The organism is Pantoea alhagi, assembly GCF_002101395.1.
Taxonomy (GTDB): Bacteria; Pseudomonadota; Gammaproteobacteria; order Enterobacterales; family Enterobacteriaceae; genus Mixta; species Mixta alhagi.
Genome location: NZ_CP019706.1, coordinates 3,944,808 through 3,961,024, shown reverse-complemented (window position 1 = coordinate 3,961,024; position 16,217 = coordinate 3,944,808). Strand labels below are relative to the sequence as shown.

General features: G+C 54.8%; 13 protein-coding genes and 1 tRNA gene. 9 read left to right on the top strand and 5 right to left on the bottom strand.

Going from position 1 to position 16,217, the window contains the following annotated elements:
- Positions 1-138 precede the first annotated feature (138 nt).
- Both B1H58_RS18675 and treA read right to left on the bottom strand, forming a co-directional pair.
- Positions 139-2,289, bottom strand: a complete 2,151-nt coding sequence (locus B1H58_RS18675) for a TonB-dependent siderophore receptor (protein ID WP_085071936.1) — start codon at positions 2,287-2,289, stop codon at positions 139-141.
- Between the two features lie 218 nt (positions 2,290-2,507).
- On the bottom strand, positions 2,508-4,175 hold the full coding sequence (gene treA / locus B1H58_RS18670) for an alpha,alpha-trehalase TreA (protein WP_085071935.1): 1,668 nt from the start codon (positions 4,173-4,175) through the stop codon (positions 2,508-2,510).
- Positions 4,176-4,450: 275 nt separating this feature from the next.
- Here treA and B1H58_RS18665 point away from each other — a divergent pair, with 275 nt between their 5' ends.
- The 3 genes from B1H58_RS18665 (at position 4,451) to hmpA (ending at position 6,916) form a co-directional block, all read left to right on the top strand.
- On the top strand, positions 4,451-5,071 hold the full coding sequence (locus B1H58_RS18665) for a LysE family translocator (protein WP_085071934.1): 621 nt from the start codon (positions 4,451-4,453) through the stop codon (positions 5,069-5,071).
- Positions 5,072-5,133: 62 nt separating this feature from the next.
- On the top strand, positions 5,134-5,445 hold the full coding sequence (locus B1H58_RS18660) for a hypothetical protein (RefSeq protein ID WP_085071933.1): 312 nt from the start codon (positions 5,134-5,136) through the stop codon (positions 5,443-5,445).
- Positions 5,446-5,632: 187 nt separating this feature from the next.
- A complete protein-coding gene (hmpA, locus tag B1H58_RS18655; RefSeq protein WP_085071932.1) occupies positions 5,633-6,916 on the top strand; it encodes an NO-inducible flavohemoprotein in 1,284 nt (427 codons plus the stop codon).
- Positions 6,917-6,982: 66 nt separating this feature from the next.
- Here hmpA and B1H58_RS18650 read toward each other — a convergent pair.
- Positions 6,983-7,070, bottom strand: a tRNA-Ser gene (locus tag B1H58_RS18650).
- A gap of 232 nt (positions 7,071-7,302) precedes the next feature.
- Here B1H58_RS18650 and B1H58_RS18645 point away from each other — a divergent pair.
- From B1H58_RS18645 to B1H58_RS18630, 4 genes are all read left to right on the top strand, one after another.
- Positions 7,303-8,772, top strand: a complete 1,470-nt coding sequence (locus B1H58_RS18645) for a peptide MFS transporter (RefSeq protein WP_237172434.1) — start codon at positions 7,303-7,305, stop codon at positions 8,770-8,772.
- Positions 8,773-8,878: 106 nt separating this feature from the next.
- Positions 8,879-9,820, top strand: a complete 942-nt coding sequence (ghrA, locus tag B1H58_RS18640; protein WP_085071930.1) for a glyoxylate/hydroxypyruvate reductase GhrA — start codon at positions 8,879-8,881, stop codon at positions 9,818-9,820.
- A gap of 59 nt (positions 9,821-9,879) precedes the next feature.
- Entirely contained in the window at positions 9,880-10,617 is a 738-nt protein-coding gene (locus tag B1H58_RS18635; protein ID WP_085071929.1) for a phosphatase, read from the top strand.
- A gap of 35 nt (positions 10,618-10,652) precedes the next feature.
- Positions 10,653-11,234, top strand: coding sequence for a TorD/DmsD family molecular chaperone (locus tag B1H58_RS18630; RefSeq protein WP_085071928.1), 582 nt, complete (start codon positions 10,653-10,655; stop codon positions 11,232-11,234).
- An 83-nt stretch (positions 11,235-11,317) separates the two neighbouring features.
- Here the strand turns inward: B1H58_RS18630 and B1H58_RS18625 are convergent, their stop codons facing one another.
- Positions 11,318-12,694 carry a CoA transferase gene (locus B1H58_RS18625; RefSeq protein ID WP_085071927.1) on the bottom strand — a complete coding sequence of 459 codons (1,377 nt, stop codon included), beginning with the start codon at positions 12,692-12,694 and terminating at the stop codon, positions 11,318-11,320.
- 60 nt (positions 12,695-12,754) lie between these two features.
- Positions 12,755-13,654: a DMT family transporter gene (locus B1H58_RS18620; RefSeq protein WP_085071926.1), complete on the bottom strand. Its 900-nt coding sequence runs from the start codon at positions 13,652-13,654 to the stop codon at positions 12,755-12,757.
- Positions 13,655-13,855: 201 nt separating this feature from the next.
- Here B1H58_RS18620 and B1H58_RS18615 point away from each other — a divergent pair, with 201 nt between their 5' ends.
- Both B1H58_RS18615 and exaC read left to right on the top strand, forming a co-directional pair.
- Entirely contained in the window at positions 13,856-14,569 is a 714-nt protein-coding gene (locus B1H58_RS18615; protein ID WP_085071925.1) for a glutamine amidotransferase, read from the top strand.
- A 120-nt stretch (positions 14,570-14,689) separates the two neighbouring features.
- Positions 14,690-16,210 carry an acetaldehyde dehydrogenase ExaC gene (exaC, locus tag B1H58_RS18610; RefSeq protein WP_085071924.1) on the top strand — a complete coding sequence of 507 codons (1,521 nt, stop codon included), beginning with the start codon at positions 14,690-14,692 and terminating at the stop codon, positions 16,208-16,210.
- The last annotated feature ends 7 nt before the right edge of the window (positions 16,211-16,217 follow it).

The window sequence follows — 16,217 nt, the reverse complement described above, 5'->3', positions numbered from 1 at the left end:
AAAAAGGAGGCTAACGCCTCCTTTTTTTATGCCTGCGATCCCACGTTTTTCATTGGTGTACGCTGTATAAGCGCAAGGGACTTTCCAGCCAGTTCGCCTGCGCCAGTACCTTTAGCAAGCCGACACAGAGTCGCGCCGTCAGAAATCGTAGCCCACGGTGGCGGTAACAGTCCGCTCCGCACCCCAGTAGCAGTTGCCGGTACCGTAACAGGCGGCAACATATTTACGATCGGTGAGGTTATTGGCCGCAACCTGAACCCATGCGCCCTTCAGCTGACTATTCCAGACACCCAAATCTGCGCGTACGGAAGCATCGAACAGGGTAACCGATGGCAGGCGAGTGGTATTTTCATTATCCGCCCACTGTTTGCCGATATAACGTACGCCCGCGCCGGTGCTGATGCCGTAATCAAAGTTATATTTCGCCCAGAGTGACGCGATTTGATTCGGCGTTACGTATGGCGTATGCCCATCGTTACCGTCAACGGCATCTTTGAAGCGCACGCGCGTAACTGAATAGCTGGCAATCGTACTCAAGCGCGGCGTAAGCTGGTTACGCGCTTCCAGTTCCAGTCCACGCGAATGAACTTTTCCTGCCGGCTCGTAGAAGGAAGTATTTACAATACGGTTGCCTACATCTTTCTGTGTCAGATCGTAAACCGCCAGGGAGTACATATCAGAGGTGCCTGGTGGCTGATATTTTACCCCGGCTTCATACTGCTCGGCGGTGGTGGGCTTCAGCAAATCGCCGTTCGCATCCGGCAGGCTGGAAGGGGTAACAGCCTGGCTGTAACTGACATAAGGGGATACGCCATTATCAAAGGCGTAAAGTAGCGAGGCACGGCCGCTGATATGATCATCGGAACGACGGCGGCTGGTATCCGTGGTGTCGTTGGTGCTTTTCGCTACCAGACGATCATAACGGCCGGAAAGGGTCATATGCCACTGATTCCAGACCATATCATCCTGCAGATAAACGCCTGTCTGATGATAACGACGCGTTTGATTATAGGCATACAGGCCAGGCACGCGAGCGGTGCCTTCAGCGTAAGCCGTTTGCCAGAAGCGCGTACCGCCTTCGCCAGTTTGCGTGTCGAGCGGGTCAACATACGCGCTGGCATCCCATAATTTGTTACGGTATTGGTGATAATCTGCGCCAAGTACCAGCGTATGCGCTACCTCGCCGGTGGCGAAATCCGCTTCCAGTTGGTTATCGATAGCAAAGGCATCCAGAGAAGAGCGTTCGCCGGAATAATAACGCTCCAGCAGGTTACTGTCGCCGCGCCAGCCAATTTGATACACCTGATCTAAATCGACATTTGAATGGGTATAGCTGGCGTTAGAGCGGAAAGCCCAGGTATCGTTGAAACGATGCGAGAACTCATAGCTGTAGATCTGCTCGCGACGCTTAAACTGATCGAGAGAGCTTTCGCCGTCATAAAAGCTATTACTTAACTTTTGGCCGTTGTGTTCGGTAATACTGCCTTCGCCCGGCACCGAACCGTGATAGCCACCGGAAGGATCTTTTTGCAGATAGGCTTTCAGCAATAAAGAGGTATCGCTATCAGGCTGCCAGAGCAGGGAAGGAGAAATAGCATAACGTTCTTCACGCGTATGGTCATATTGCGTATCGCTATTGCGCGTAATACCGGTAATACGAAACGCCCACTGCTCGTTCAGCGCGTTGGTGTAATCGAAAGCAGCACCTGTAGTGGCGTTAGTGCCCGCCATCAGGCGGAAATGACCTTCCTGCGAGAACTGTGGACGTTTAGAGGTCATCATAACCAGCCCGCCTGGTACCGTCTGGCCGTACAACGCGGAAGAGGGGCCTTTAATCACATCGATACGTTCAAGGAACCAGGGATCAACCTGTAGCGCGTTGTAGCTGCCGCCATCGGTCATCAGGCGCAGGCCGTCGAGGAAGGTATTATCCACATCGCCGCCGTGGAAACCGCGCAGGGAGACCGTATCGTAACGGGTCGCCGCCCCGGCAAAGTTCGTGAATACGCCTGAGGAGTAGTTCAGTGCCTGGTTAACATCCATCGCGCCCTGATCTTCCATCTGCTGGCGTGTTACCACCGAAACAGACTGACCGGTAGTAATCAACGGCTGATCGGTTTTAGTCGCGCCTTTACTGGTTTTAACGGTATAGCCTGAGGTCGGCGAATCGGCAGTTTCAGCAGGTTGCGCGGTGACCGTCAGCGTCTCTTCCGCGATAGATAAGCCCGGGACGGTGAGCGCCAGTGAACAAAGCAGCGCAGAACGTTTCAGGTTAAAAGGCATTCCCATGTGATATCCCTTAAACAGAGTCGAAAAGGCCGCCCGGTAACGGAACGCGGCCAGAGGCAATGTAATATCGTGTAACTGAAAAGACTAATGAGAATTATTATCTTTATCGATTGCCGATTCAAGATGTAATTTATCTGATTATTTCCAGATAAAGTGTGTGGATTCAGGGGATTAAAAGGCGAGGACTGGCAGCCTGGCTGTTGCCAGGCTGCCAAAATTTACTGCGATTTTTTCATGTCACTGACGTTATTACAGGTAACATCTTTCGGGCAGTACATATCCATGAGCTTAAGGGTGACGCCGTTGGTCCAGCCAAAACCATCCTGTAACGGATATTCGCCGCCGCCGCCGCCGCCGAGGTTACCTTCCACCACATATTTTTCTACCAGCTTATGCTCGCGGTCATAGGTGGCCTGAACGTTATCAAGGAAGCGCATCCCAATCTCTTTCGCCAGCGTCTGTTTGCCATAGTGATTCAGACCTTCCACCGCGACCCACTGCAGCGGTGCCCAGCCGTTCGGTGCATCCCACTGCTGACCGTTATGCACATTGGTGGTTACCAGGCCGCCCGCCTTGACCAACTGTTTTTCAACTGCGGCAGCAGTTTTCGCCGCCTGATCGTCGCTGGCGACCTGCATATAGAGCGGGAACAGCGCGGCGGCAGTCAGCTGCGTGCGCACGCTGCTGCGTTTCCAGTCATAGTCGGCATACCAGCCGCCTTCCGCATTCCATAAATAACGATTAATCGCCGCCTGACGTTTTTCTGCCAGTTCCGCATAGCGTTGGCTGTCGCTCTGCTTGTCCGCAACTTTACTGGCACGTTCCAGCGTTTTTTCCAGATGGAACAGCAGGGCGTTCAGATCAACAGGAACAATTTCGGTGGTGCGGATAGTGGACAGATCTTTCGGGTCGTCAAACCAGCGCGAGCTGAAATCCCAGCCCGACGCCGCGCCGGAGCGCAGATCGCGATAGAGTTCCGCTTTATTGCGCTGTTTGGCTTTTTCCGCCGTGGCGATGTCATCCATATAAGATTCGGTGCGCGGCACATCGCGTGCGTCCCAGTAACGGTTCAGAATGGTGCCATCTTTCAGCTTTACAACGCGCTTGCTGGCATTACCGGCCGCCACGCTTTGGGCGTCCGCCATCCAGTATTGATACTCTTTTTGCAGCTGCGGCAAATACTTACTGTATGTGCTTTCACCGGCGTGCTGCGCCAGTAAATCAACCATCAGGCTAAAAAACGGCGGCTGCGAGCGGCTCAGATAGTAGCTGCGGTTGCCGTTGGGAATGTGGCCATATTTATCCAGCTCATGAGCAAAGTTATCTACCATATTCTGAACGCGGTCCCAGTGGCCGCTTTCCGCCAGCCCCAGCATGGTGAAATAGCTGTCCCAGTAGTAAATCTCACGGAAACGACCGCCCGGCACCACATAAGGTTTTGGCAACGGCAATAGTGAATCATATTGATTCACTTTATCCGTAGTGCGCGTCAGCACCGGCCACAGGCCGTCGATATGCTCGCGCAGACTTTGTCCCGCTGGCGGCACATAGGCTTCGCCTTTGCCCGGCAGGGTGAAATTAGCATCGACAAAGCGGCGTAGATCAAAATTGCGCTGGTTTTTTTGCATTTGCCAGTCGGCCAGAATGGACGCCGGATCAAATTTCGGCACCGCATCGGCAAAGGTTTTCTGATCCGGGAAGAACTTCGCTGACTGAACTGCATGATAAAGCGGCCCCAGGCGCACATCCGGCGGCTGCGGTGCCTGAGTCAGCAGGCGTTGATCGTCCGCCGCCCGTGCATAAAAAGATCCCGTTGCCAGCGCGCCGGTAATCAGTAAAGGCAATAACAGCGCGCCTTTCCATTGAGAAGGTACGGCCTTTTTCATCAGTATTCTCCTTGTCCAGACCCGACATGGCCTGTAAGTGTTTGACCATTCAAAAAACTTTAGACGAAATTAAAGAGTTTGCCTGGCGTGAAGTCGGGAAATGTGAGTTGGATTAGGGTTTTAACTTGTACGCCAGAGGTGAGGTGTTACGGGTCTGTTTAGCGGCTGGCTAATGAATAAGCGGTTGATTTTAGCCCTGTTAAAGGTTAAAAATTTTTAACTATTGTATCGTGCAGGTTGATTTTTACCTGATACTCGCCCTTGTGGAGAAAGAGATGTCCGTCACGGATTCACTGCTTGCCTTTTCATTTGCCGCATTGCTGTTAACGCTGACACCCGGGCTGGACACGGCACTTATTTTGCGTACTGCAACGGCTGAGGGCAGGAAAAAAGCATTCCAGGCGGCAACCGGCATCAATACCGGCTGTTTTATCTGGGGAGCGCTGGTGGCTTTGGGACTGGGGGCGTTGCTGGCGGCATCTGAAATAGCTTATAACTTGCTGAAATGGTGTGGCGCGGCCTGGTTATGCTGGTTAGGGATAGGACTCATATTTAAGCCGCGAAGAAAATTGGTCACCTCAGACACTACGAATCCGATTGCAACAAATTGGTTTGTAAAAGGGATGCTGGGTAATGTACTGAATCCCAAAATAGGCGTTTTTTACGTCTCATTTCTGCCACAGTTTATACCTGCCGGGCACTCCCCGGTGCTGTGGACATTCCTGCTGGTATCCATCCATATTGCTATCGGTACGCTGTGGTCAGCGGTATTGGTAACGGGAACGCGTTTCGCGTCAGGAATATTGAGAAAACCACGGTTTGTCCAGTGGATGGATCGCGCTACCGGCACCCTTTTTATATTGTTTGCAGCGAAACTGGCGCTGAGTCACCGCTAGCTATTTTGTGATGGTTAACGCGGGAAAACGTTCTTCCCATTACAACCTGAAAGGAGCAAAAAATGATCGTCAGAACCTGGCACGGATGTGTCCCGCTAAAACACGCAGACGGTTTCGCCAGACATCTGCAAAAAACCGGCGTTGATCATTCAACAGCAACGCCGGGAAATCAGGGCGCGTTTGTACGACGGGAGACGCAGGGCGAATGGGAACATTTCTTTTTGGCAACCTACTGGGAGGACCTGAATGCAGTAAAAGCGTTTGCCGGAGAGGAGTATCAGATTGCGGTAACTTATCCTGATGATGAACAATTTGAGCTGCTGTCCGATCCTTATGTATTTCAGCACACCGTTCACTCCGTCTCTGCCTTGTAGCATGTTCCCGGTCGCCAGCCTGTGGCGACTGACCTGTCTGCGCTATTCTTTATCCTGCTTCCTGTGATACTCAATGTAGCCAGACTTCAACTTGCTCAAAGGCTCTATATTTAAAGCAGCATGGAGAGCCTTGCGTACGGGTTCCTGTTTTTTCTCGTTGATAAACTAAAAGCAAAGTGAGGTATCAATGTTAAGCGAGAGGCAAAAAGAGCTGGTTAAAGCCACGGTACCGGTACTAAAAGAGAACGGAGAGGCGTTAACGGATTATTTCTATAAGCGCATGTTAAAAAATAATCCCCACCTGAAAGAAACGTTCAACATGGGCCATCAACGCAGCGGCGCGCAGGCGAAAGCACTGGCGGGAGCGGTACTGGCTTATGCCGAAAATATTGACGATCCCTCAGTATTGATGCCGGTTGTTGAGTTGATTTGCCATAAACATGTCAGCCTGAATATACAGGCTCCCGATTATAATATTGTTGGTGAGAATCTGCTGCATTCCATCAGCGAAGTGCTTAACATCCCGATGGATGATGAGCTTATTGCCGCCTGGGGCGTAGCCTATCAACAGCTGGCTGACATCTTTATTGCAACTGAAAAGCAACTGTACGAAGAGCGCAAAAACACCATCGGAAGCTGGACAGGCTGGCGAAACTTTATCGTGGATAAAAAGATAAAGGAGAGCGAGGAAATTACCTCGTTTTATCTGGTTCCGCAGGATGGCGGGCCGCTTCCTGCTTATAAGCCCGGCCAATATATTACCTTACGGGTAGAGGTTGCGGCGCTGGGTATTAAACAACCTCGCCAGTACAGTTTGTCCAGCAGCCCTTCTGACCCTTATCTGCGTATCTCGGTTAAGCGCGAAGATGCCCGTACGGAAGGGCAGGATCCGGGTTACGTTTCTTCCACGCTGCATAACGCTATTAACGAAGGCAGCGTGGTTGAGCTCAGCGCTCCGGCAGGCAACTTTTATTTGCTGAATCCGGATGCCGTTAATGTGCTGATCAGCGCGGGTGTTGGGCTGACACCAATGATCTCTATGGTTAATCATCTGCTGGCTGAACATGCCGATCCCAATGTTAATCCCGCGCTACATAAAGAAACCCATGCCAGTGACAAAGCGTATCGGACGCTGAAAAAAGATATCTATTTTATTCACGCCGCCCGTAGTTCTGAAGTGCATGCGTTGCGTAAAGAGCTGGAAAACCTGGCCAGCCAGAACGACAACCTGCATGTTTTTATTGCCTATGAGAATGTGAAAGAGAGCGAGGTAGCGGGTAAAGATTATCATATGCAGGGAAGGCTGGATTTAAAGGCACTTCCTGTTGGGTATCTTCCCAAAGAGGCAGATTACTATCTATGCGGGCCGATTCCGTTTATGCAAGAGCAGTATCGCGCTTTGATTGCGTTAGGGGTCCCGCAGGAGAAAATATACAGCGAAGCCTTTGGCACCGGCGGGCTGCATTTATAGCGCCTCGCTGCATACTTTATGCATACAAAAAAGCCTGAACTTTCGCTCAGGCTCTCTTATGAAATATGGCGGTGAGAGGGGGATTCGAACCCCCGATACGTTGCCGTATACACACTTTCCAGGCGTGCTCCTTCAGCCACTCGGACACCTCACCATATTGTCGTCAACAGGCACACTGCTGACCGGCGCTAATGTAGGGATTTTGCCGCGGCGCGTCAATCAACTTTCTGCGCTAAATGATGCGTTTAGTCAGTTTTAAACCACTTCGGCGCGAAAATAAGCGATAAACAGGGCAATGCACCCGAATAGCATAAATCATACTGCATAATCCGGGCTGGAGATGCATACTGATGCGTAATTTATGCTTAAAAATCACTGAGGTCAGCTTGAACAATCCAACCAAAGCGCAACCACAGGGGGTTCCGGCTGGAACCGGGGCGCTGTTCTTTATTCAGATTTTCGCAACGCTCGGCTTCGCCGTGCTTTACTCCACGCTGGTGCTCTATGCCACCAAACGCCTCGGCTTCAGCGAAGCGCAGGCCAATGCCACCATGGGCGTTTTCGGCGCATTCAATTACGGTTTGCACCTTTTTGGCGGCTACCTGGGCGGGCGTTTCCTCAGTAACCGTAATCTGTTCGTGCTGGGCATGGTATTACAGGTAATCGGGTGCTGGGTGCTGTCAGGTGAAAGTGCGCCGGGGCTTTATTGGGGGCTGGCGATGTTCCTTACCGGCAGTGGGCTGAATGTCACCTGTATCAATATGATGCTGACCCAGCGCTTCACGCCTGACGATCAACGTCGCGAAAGCGCGTTTTTATGGAACTACGCCGGAATGAACCTGGGGTTCTTTATCGGCTTCACCGGCGCAGGTTATTTTCAGCTTGGCGAGCATTACCAGGCGCTGTTCCTGTTTGCTACCGTGGGTAACGCGCTGGCTATTGTTATCAGCCTGCTGCGCTGGAAAATTCTGGCGGATATTGATACGCCGCTGCTGCATGCCAGCCCGCGTCAATACTGGGTGCGAATGGCAACCGGCCTGGCGGTGCTGGTGGTGCTGGTGCCGGTTATTCGTATCATGCTGACGCACGCCGATTTTACCGGCTCTTTTGTTATTGCGCTGGGCGTGCTGATCTTCCTGCTGCTATGTATTACCACGCTACGCCATCGGCCGCGTCACGAACAGCGCCGCATGACAGCTTATCTGCTGCTGGCGTTGGGCTCGCTGGTGTTCTGGATGCTTTATCAGCTGGCACCGATGGGGCTGATGCTGTTTGTTGAACACAACATTAACCTCAGCATCTGGGGAATACGTATTGCGCCGCAGTGGGTGCAAAACATCAACACGCTGGTGATCGTTATCGGCGGGCCGCTGCTGGCCGTTGCCTTTAACCGTCTGCGTCAGCGCGGCTGGCGCATCGATATTCCGCTACAGTTTGCCTGCTCGTTGTTCTGTATTGGAATGGGCATGCTGGTTCTGCCGCTGGGCATTATGCTGGCGGGGGGCGACGGTATGGTGGCTTTCAAATGGATCTTCTTCAGCTACCTGCTGCAAAGTATTGGCGAGCTGCTGATTTCGCCAATCGGTTACGCGATGATCGGCAAACTGGCCCCGACGCGCTATCAGGGCATTATGATGGGCTGCTGGATGATGGTCACCGGTGTTGCATCGGTACTGGCGGGCTACGTTTCCGCACTGATGCCGGAAAACAGCGGCAGTAGCGCGCTGTTAACCAATCCCGGTTACAGCCATATTTTTAGCCTGTTGGGCTGGGGGGCGGCGGCAGTTGGTCTGGTGATGCTGTTGCTTATGCCGCTGCTGCGCAGATTGATTCAGTCAACCGCGCCACAGGCGTAATCATTTTCAGGCCCACCCGGCGTGGCGGGCCATATTCTGCAATTTTTTCTTGCCAGCGCCTCCAGTTTCCCCGAGCCTTGGATGAAATAAAAACAAAGGAGGCTCTATGGACATCATTTTTTACCATCCCACCTTTAGCCCGGAAAAATGGCAGCAGGGCCTGCAACAGCAGCTTCCGCAGGCGCGGCTGCGGCTCTGGCAGCCGGGCGACAACGATCACGCCGACTATGCGCTGATGCGCTTCGCGCCGGTTGAAATGCTGCAGGGACGTCGCGGACTAAAGGCAATTTTTGCCATCGGCGCAGGCGTGGATGATATTCTTGGCCTGTTAAAACAGCATCCGGATATGATCGATCCGGCGGTACCGCTGTTCCGTCTGGAGGATACCGGCATGGGCTTGCAAATGCAGGAGTATGCGGTACACACCGTGCTGGGCTGGTTCCGCCGCTTCGACGACTACCGCTTGCAGCAGCAGCAGGCGCTCTGGCAGCCGTTGCGCAACTACAAGCGCGAAAACTTTACCATCGGCATTATGGGCGCGGGCGTGCTGGGGCTGAGCGTGGCGGAAAGTCTGAAGCCCTGGGGTTTTCCGCTGCGCTGCTGGAGCCGCTCGCCAAAGCAGCTGGCGGGAATTGAGAGCTTTCACGGCGATGACCAGATGGCGAACTTTCTTTCCGGCACTCAGGTATTGATTAACCTGTTGCCCAACACGCCGCAGACCCAGGGGATCATCAACCGTGCGCTGCTTAACCAGCTTAATGATGGCGCTTATGTGATGAATCTGGCGCGCGGGGCGCATGTGGTGGAAGAAGATCTGCTGGCGGCGCTGAATGACGATAAAATTAAGGGCGCAGCGCTGGATGTTTTTGTTAATGAGCCGCTGTCGCCGGATCATCCGTTCTGGCTTCATCCGCGCGTCACGCTGACGCCGCATAATGCCGCAGTAACCCTGCAGGATGAAGCGATACGCTTTATCGCCAGCGCGATTGCGCAACTGGAAGCGGGGCAGCAGCCCGAAGGCCGTGTTGATCTGACGCGCGGTTATTAACCGTAACCATTACGATGGCAAGGCGCGGCCCTTGCCCAATCTGAAGGAGAAGGCCTTAAATGTACCCTGTTGATTTACATATGCACACTGTAGCCAGCACCCACGCATACAGTACGCTACATGACTATATCGCTGTCGCAAAACAGAACGGCATCAAACTGTTCGCTATCACCGATCATGGCCCCGATATGGCCGATGCGCCGCACTACTGGCACTTTATCAATATGCACGTCTGGCCGCGCGTGGTAGATGGCGTGGGCATCCTGCGCGGTATTGAAGCCAATATCAAAAACACCGCTGGCGAGATCGACTGCACCGGACGCATGCTGGATGCGATGGATTTAGTGGTGGCCGGTTTTCATGAACCGGTGTTTGCGCCGCAGGATAAAGCGACCCATACCGAAGCGATGATCGCCACCATGGCCAGCGGTAATGTGCATATTATCAGTCATCCCGGTAACCCGAAGTTTCCGGTCGATATTCCGGCAATTGCCGAAGCGGCAGCGAAATATCAGGTGGCGCTGGAGATAAACAACTCCTCCTTTACCCATTCGCGCCCCGGCAGCGAGCCGAACTGTCGCGCCATCGCCGCGGCGGTGAAAGAGGCGGGCGGATGGCTGGCATTTGGCTCCGATTCCCATACTGCTTTTACGCTGGGAAATTTTGAGCATTGCCTGCGTATTGCGCGCGAGGTGGATTTTCCGGAGGAACGCGTGTTAAATGTCACACCGCGCCGCCTGCTCGATTTTCTGGAAATGCGGGGCGGGAAGCCTCTCGACGCGTTTGCTGACTTTTAACGGCGGCGTCTTAACCTCTGAACGGACTGAAAGTAATGAATGAGTTTTCCATCATCTGCCGCGTGCTTGGCTCGCTGTTTAATCGGCAGCCGCAGGATCCGCTGCTGGTGCCGCTGTTTACGCTGATCCGTGAAGGTAAGCTGCAACAGAACTGGCCGCTGGAGCAGGATGAACTGCTGACGCGTCTGCAACAGCACGCCGATCCCCAGGCGCTGGCCGCCGATTACAATGCGCTGTTCGTCGGCAGCGACTGCAGCGTGCCGCCTTATGGCTCGCAGTGGCAGGATGGTCCGGCAGAGGCAGAGGTGCGCGCTTTTTTACAACAGCGCGGTATGCCGCTGAGCGATGCGCCAGCCGATCACTTTGGCGCATTACTGCTGGCAGCCTCCTGGCTGGAAGATCAGGCGCAGGAAGATGAGATTCAGGCGCAGATCGCACTGTTTGATGAGTATCTGCTGCCCTGGTGCGGCGCGTTTCTCGGCAAGGTTGAAGCGCACGCCACCAGCGGTTTTTATCGTACGCTGGCGGCATTAAGCCGCGAAGCGCTGCAGGCGATGCGTGAAGAGCTGGCAGAAGCGGAAGAGGAAGCAGAAGAAGAGGGCGAAGACGAAGCGTAATTACGCACCTGTCGCTGTTTTCTGGCCAGGCGCTTTACCTGCAGCTAAAACGCAGTAAGTCCCGGCACGGCAAAACCAAACCGCTACCGGTCTGGCAACCAGTTGGCGGAGGCTGAACCCAGCGGGCTGCCGCTGCGTGACCAGAGCAGCGGGGTACCGGGCAGCCATAGCGGTGGCCGCAGCCGGTAACCCATGCCCAGCGGGGTGAGTTCCAGCGTATCGCTTTCATCGTGCGGCTGCGTCGGGCCAGGGCCAGTCGCTGCTGTGTTGGCTGCGTAAGGATGGGAAGTCAGCAGATGCGCGGTGCGCGCCAGAGAGAGCCGGGCCGTTATGCCGGAGCGATGCGCGATGCGTCGGCGCATGCCTTCCAGCACGGCCGCCGCCATCAGATAACCCGTTGCATGATCCAGCGCCTGAACCGGCAGGGGAGATGGCGCATCGGCAGCCTGCCAGCGTTGGCCCGCATCGGCGATGCCGCAGGCCATCTGCACCAGACTGTCATAACCGCGTCGATTGCGCCAGGGGCCGCTCCAGCCCCAGGCATTCAGGCTGACATCCACCAGTCCGGGCGCCAACTGTTGCCGACGGGTACTGTCGTAACCCAGTTTTTCCAGCGCATCGGCGCGATAGCCATGTACCAGTACATCTGCCTGTGCCAGCAGCTGTTCAAACTGCTGTCGCCCCTGCGCGCTTTTTAAATCGAGCCGGGCGCAGCGTTTGCCCTGCATCATCTCCTCTTCCAGTGAAGGCTCCTCCCAGTCAGGAGGATCGAGACGCAGCACTTCAGCGCCCAGCCCGGCCAGAAAGCGGGTGGCCACCGGTCCGGCGATAACGCGCGTTAAATCCAGCACCTTAACGCCCCGTAACGGGCGTGCGATCGGAAGAGGCCATGCGGGCGGCGCGCCCTGCGTCTGCGTTTCCCAGGCAATTAGCGGCTCCTGCGCCACGCATTTCCCCTGCGGATGCTGCTGCCATTCAGCCAAAGTGCGCATCTCTGCAGCACAGCCGCCGGCATCAATGATGGCCTGCTCAAGCGTCTGTTTTTGCCAGCCGGCAACCACTTTTGCCAGCGCCGCACGGTCCGCCTGTTTTCCCAGCACGCGCTCCATTGCCTGACGGTGATGCGGCGCATTGGTGTGCAAACGGATCCAGCCGTCAGCGGTAGCGTAATCACCTGCGAAAACATCCCAGGCGACAGGCAGCGGACGGTTTATCGGACGAAAAGTGCGCTGGAACCAGCGTGAGGCGAGACGGATATCAACCGTGACCTTTTCAGGATTGCCAACCAGGCCCGCAGCGGACTGCGCCGCCAGCGCCATGCTGGTGGCGGCAAGTTCACTCACCGGAAAAGCTGATGCAAAGACTTCATATCCCTGCAGGATCATGGGTGGGGGCGATATCTCTCCCTTTAGAGCATGCCACAGCTGCTGCCAGAAAAGTGCCGCCAGGTTGCTATCCATATCCTTCTCCCTCAGTTCATTCTCTCTTTCACCTTAGCAATGGATGGACTTTTTTTCCTGTTACGGCTGACGCTTACGCCGTAGCGGCAAACGGGGAAAACGGGCATGCATACGTAAACGACGGATATTGATTACTGCGATAGCGGTGCCACAAATAACCAGCAGCGAGCCAATAATTTTAAACATATTCATGCTGTCGCCCAGCACCAGCACGCCCATAATCACTGCCAGCACCGGCGTTAGCAGCGAATAGGGCATCAGCAGATTGACGTTATATTTTTTCAGCAGCGCATACCAGAGCGAATAGGCCACAACGGAAGAGGCGATAGCGCTATACAAAATGCCGAACCAGCCACGCCATGAGGCGTGCAGGAGCGCGTCAATCTGATGCGCTTCGGTCAGCCATGAGGTTACGCCTACGATGGGGATCGCCATAAACGACAGCCAGCCGGTCATGGTTAACGGTTTGATTGGCGGCGCTTTTTTGACAATCAGGTTGCTGATGGCCCAGCCGCATGCGCTGGTCAGCAGCAGCGCCAGCACCCACCAGTTGGGGATCGTTGGGCTGCCGGTTAATACCACCACGCCGCTAAGAGAGATAGCGATGCCAGATAATTGCATCAGTGTTAACTTTTCTTTCAGGATCACCCAGGCGAGCAACATGGCAATTGGCGTGCCCAGCTGGACCAGCACCGCGCCGGTACCGGCATCGGTGTAGCTGATACCGACAAACAGCAGGGAGAAATGCATAAAACCAAAGGTAAATGCCAGCGCCGCCAGCCAGGGCAACTGAGCGCGGGTGATACGGGTAAAGGGGATGAGTACCAGCGCAACGACTACGAAGCGCATAAAGGTCATAAATAACGGCGGCAGATCCAGCAGGCCCCATTTAATGGCCACGTTATTAAATGCCCAAATGGAGACAACCATCAACACCAGAAAAAAATGACGCAGAGTCACAACACCATCCTTAATTGTCTGCAATAAATCATTAACTATCATGACAGGTATCGACACACAGACAAGCCTTAGCGCGGCGGTTTTCTTTGCCTGCTTATTATCAGTTCGCACTCAAGTCTCAGAAAAAGTTATGAGACAGTCCCCGACAGAGCTGCAATACTGTGCAACCGAAACGCTCCCGTAACAGGAAAAGGATTCGGTATGACCTGCACGCAGCATCCTCTTGCGATTATCCAGCTTGAACGGCCTCCCGCGCCGGTGCGCGAACGTATTGGCGAACAGGCGCGCTGGTTTATTGATGCGCTGGATCTCACGCCCCACGACTATATTATCTGCCGCCCCGACCTGGGTGAAACGCTGCCTGAGTTCTCTGCCATCAGCGGCGCTATTCTGAGCGGCTCCTGGGCGATGGTAACCGACCACGCCGAATGGAGCGAGCGCACCGCCGCCTGGCTGCGCGCGGCAATGGAACAGGCGCTGCCGCTGTTTGGCGTTTGCTATGGTCATCAGCTCATGGCTTATGCGCTGGGCGGTGAGGTGGGCGATAACCCGCGCGGCTGGGAGCGGGGCGCGCTGCCGATCGCGTTGCAGCCTGGCACGCAGTCCGATCCGCTGCTGCAGGCGCTGCCCTCCCGCTTTTCGGTCTGGCTCTCCCATCGTCAGACGGTGCTGACGCCACCGCCCGGCGCGCGCGTGCTGGCTCGCTCCGACGGTGATGATTGCCAGATCATCCGTTACGGACCGCATGCGCTATCGGTGCAGTTTCATCCCGAATTTGACGCGCACATTATGCAGGCCTGTCTGCCGGAGGGCGCGGATTTTAATCCTGCCGCTCAGCCGGATACCCATCAGCCACGTCTGATTTTACAGCGTTTCTGGCAAAGCCTGCGTCAGCGCGAGCAGCTTAGCGCCTGAGGCGCTGAATCTTTCCGCCGCGCTCACACTTTTCTCCTGTGGCAACTGACAAAGCTGCTGCACTCGGCCATGTTAATAAATAGTTACTTGTTTGTTATCTAACACCACAGGAGAATCGGTATGCGCTACGCCTGGCCCGGATATAAAGATTCGCTGATAACGCTGCAGCAGCGCTATGGCAACTACATCAACGGTGAATTTGTTGCGCCGGTTAGCGGCGACTATTTCACGAATACGTCGCCGGTTGACGGCTCGGTTATCGGCGAATTCCCGCGCTCCGGCCAGCAGGATATTGAAAATGCGCTGGACGCCGCGCATGCCGCCGCCGATCGCTGGGGCAAAACCTCGGTGCAGATACGGTCTCAGCTGCTGCTGAAAATTGCTGACCGTCTGGAGCAGAACCTGGAACGTCTTGCAGTTCATGAGACCTGGGATAATGGCAAACCGGTGCGTGAGACCCTGGCGGCCGATCTGCCGCTGGCGGTGGATCACTTTCGCTATTTTGCCGGCTGTATTCGTGCGCAGGAGGGCACGGCGGCGGAAATTGATGAGCATACCGCTGCCTATCATATTCACGAGCCGCTGGGTGTGGTTGGACAGATTATCCCGTGGAATTTCCCGCTGCTGATGGCGGCCTGGAAACTGGCACCGGCACTGGCGGCTGGCAACTGCGTGGTGCTGAAGCCTGCCGAGCAGACGCCGCTGTCGATCACGCTTTTTGCTGAGCTGGTCGGCGATCTGTTGCCGCCGGGCGTGCTGAACGTGGTACATGGCTTTGGTCGCGAGGCGGGCGAAGCGCTGGCGGGCAATCCGCGCATCGCTAAAATCGCCTTTACCGGTTCTACCGCAACCGGCACCCATATTCTGGAGCTGGCGGCGAAAAACCTGATCCCGTCCACCGTCGAACTGGGCGGTAAATCGCCTAACATCTTTTTTGAAGATATTATGCAGGCGGAGCCTTCTTTTATTGAAAAAGCAGCGGAAGGCGTGGTGCTGGGCTTTCTTAATCAGGGCGAAGTTTGTACCTGTCCATCGCGCGCGCTGATTCAGGAATCGATTTACGAGCCGTTTATCGCAGCGGTGATGGCGCGGATAAAAACCATTCGACGCGGCGATCCGCTCGATACCGGGACGATGATCGGCGCGCAGGCTTCGCAGCAGCAGTTCGATAAAATTCTCTCTTATCTGGATATCGCGCAGCAAGAGGGCGCAGAGATCCTGACCGGCGGCGGCATTGAGCCAACAGAAGGGCAACTGCAAAGCGGCTACTATATTCAGCCAACGCTGTTGAAAGGCAGTAATAGTATGCGGGTGTTTCAGGAAGAGATCTTCGGACCGGTTGTGGGCATCACCACCTTCAAAGATGAGGCGGAAGCCATCGCTATTGCCAACGATTCGATTTACGGCCTTGGCGCAGGCGTCTGGACGCGCGATATTAACCGCGCCTGGCGGGTCGGACGCGCCATCAAAGCGGGTCGCGTCTGGACCAACTGTTATCACCTTTATCCGGCGCATGCGGCGTTTGGCGGTTATAAAAAATCGGGTATTGGCCGTGAAACCCACAAAATGATGCTCGATCATTATCAGCAGACCAAGAACCTGCTGGTGAGCTACAGCATTGAGCCGCTGGGCTTTTTCTGACCTTGCC

Excerpts from the sequence above, each read along its gene's own strand:
- ghrA (WP_085071930.1), top strand. The coding sequence starts at position 8,879 with ATGGACATCATTTTTTACCATCCCACCTTTAGCCCGGAAAAATGGCAG.
- B1H58_RS18615 (WP_085071925.1), top strand. The coding sequence starts at position 13,856 with ATGACCTGCACGCAGCATCCTCTTGCGATTATCCAGCTTGAACGGCCT.
- B1H58_RS18635 (WP_085071929.1), top strand. The coding sequence starts at position 9,880 with ATGTACCCTGTTGATTTACATATGCACACTGTAGCCAGCACCCACGCA.
- exaC (WP_085071924.1), top strand. The coding sequence starts at position 14,690 with ATGCGCTACGCCTGGCCCGGATATAAAGATTCGCTGATAACGCTGCAG.
- B1H58_RS18630 (WP_085071928.1), top strand. The coding sequence starts at position 10,653 with ATGAATGAGTTTTCCATCATCTGCCGCGTGCTTGGCTCGCTGTTTAAT.
- B1H58_RS18660 (WP_085071933.1), top strand. The coding sequence starts at position 5,134 with ATGATCGTCAGAACCTGGCACGGATGTGTCCCGCTAAAACACGCAGAC.
- hmpA (WP_085071932.1), top strand. The coding sequence starts at position 5,633 with ATGTTAAGCGAGAGGCAAAAAGAGCTGGTTAAAGCCACGGTACCGGTA.
- B1H58_RS18675 (WP_085071936.1), bottom strand. The coding sequence starts at position 2,289 with ATGGGAATGCCTTTTAACCTGAAACGTTCTGCGCTGCTTTGTTCACTG.
- B1H58_RS18665 (WP_085071934.1), top strand. The coding sequence starts at position 4,451 with ATGTCCGTCACGGATTCACTGCTTGCCTTTTCATTTGCCGCATTGCTG.
- treA (WP_085071935.1), bottom strand. The coding sequence starts at position 4,175 with ATGAAAAAGGCCGTACCTTCTCAATGGAAAGGCGCGCTGTTATTGCCT.
- B1H58_RS18625 (WP_085071927.1), bottom strand. The coding sequence starts at position 12,694 with ATGGATAGCAACCTGGCGGCACTTTTCTGGCAGCAGCTGTGGCATGCT.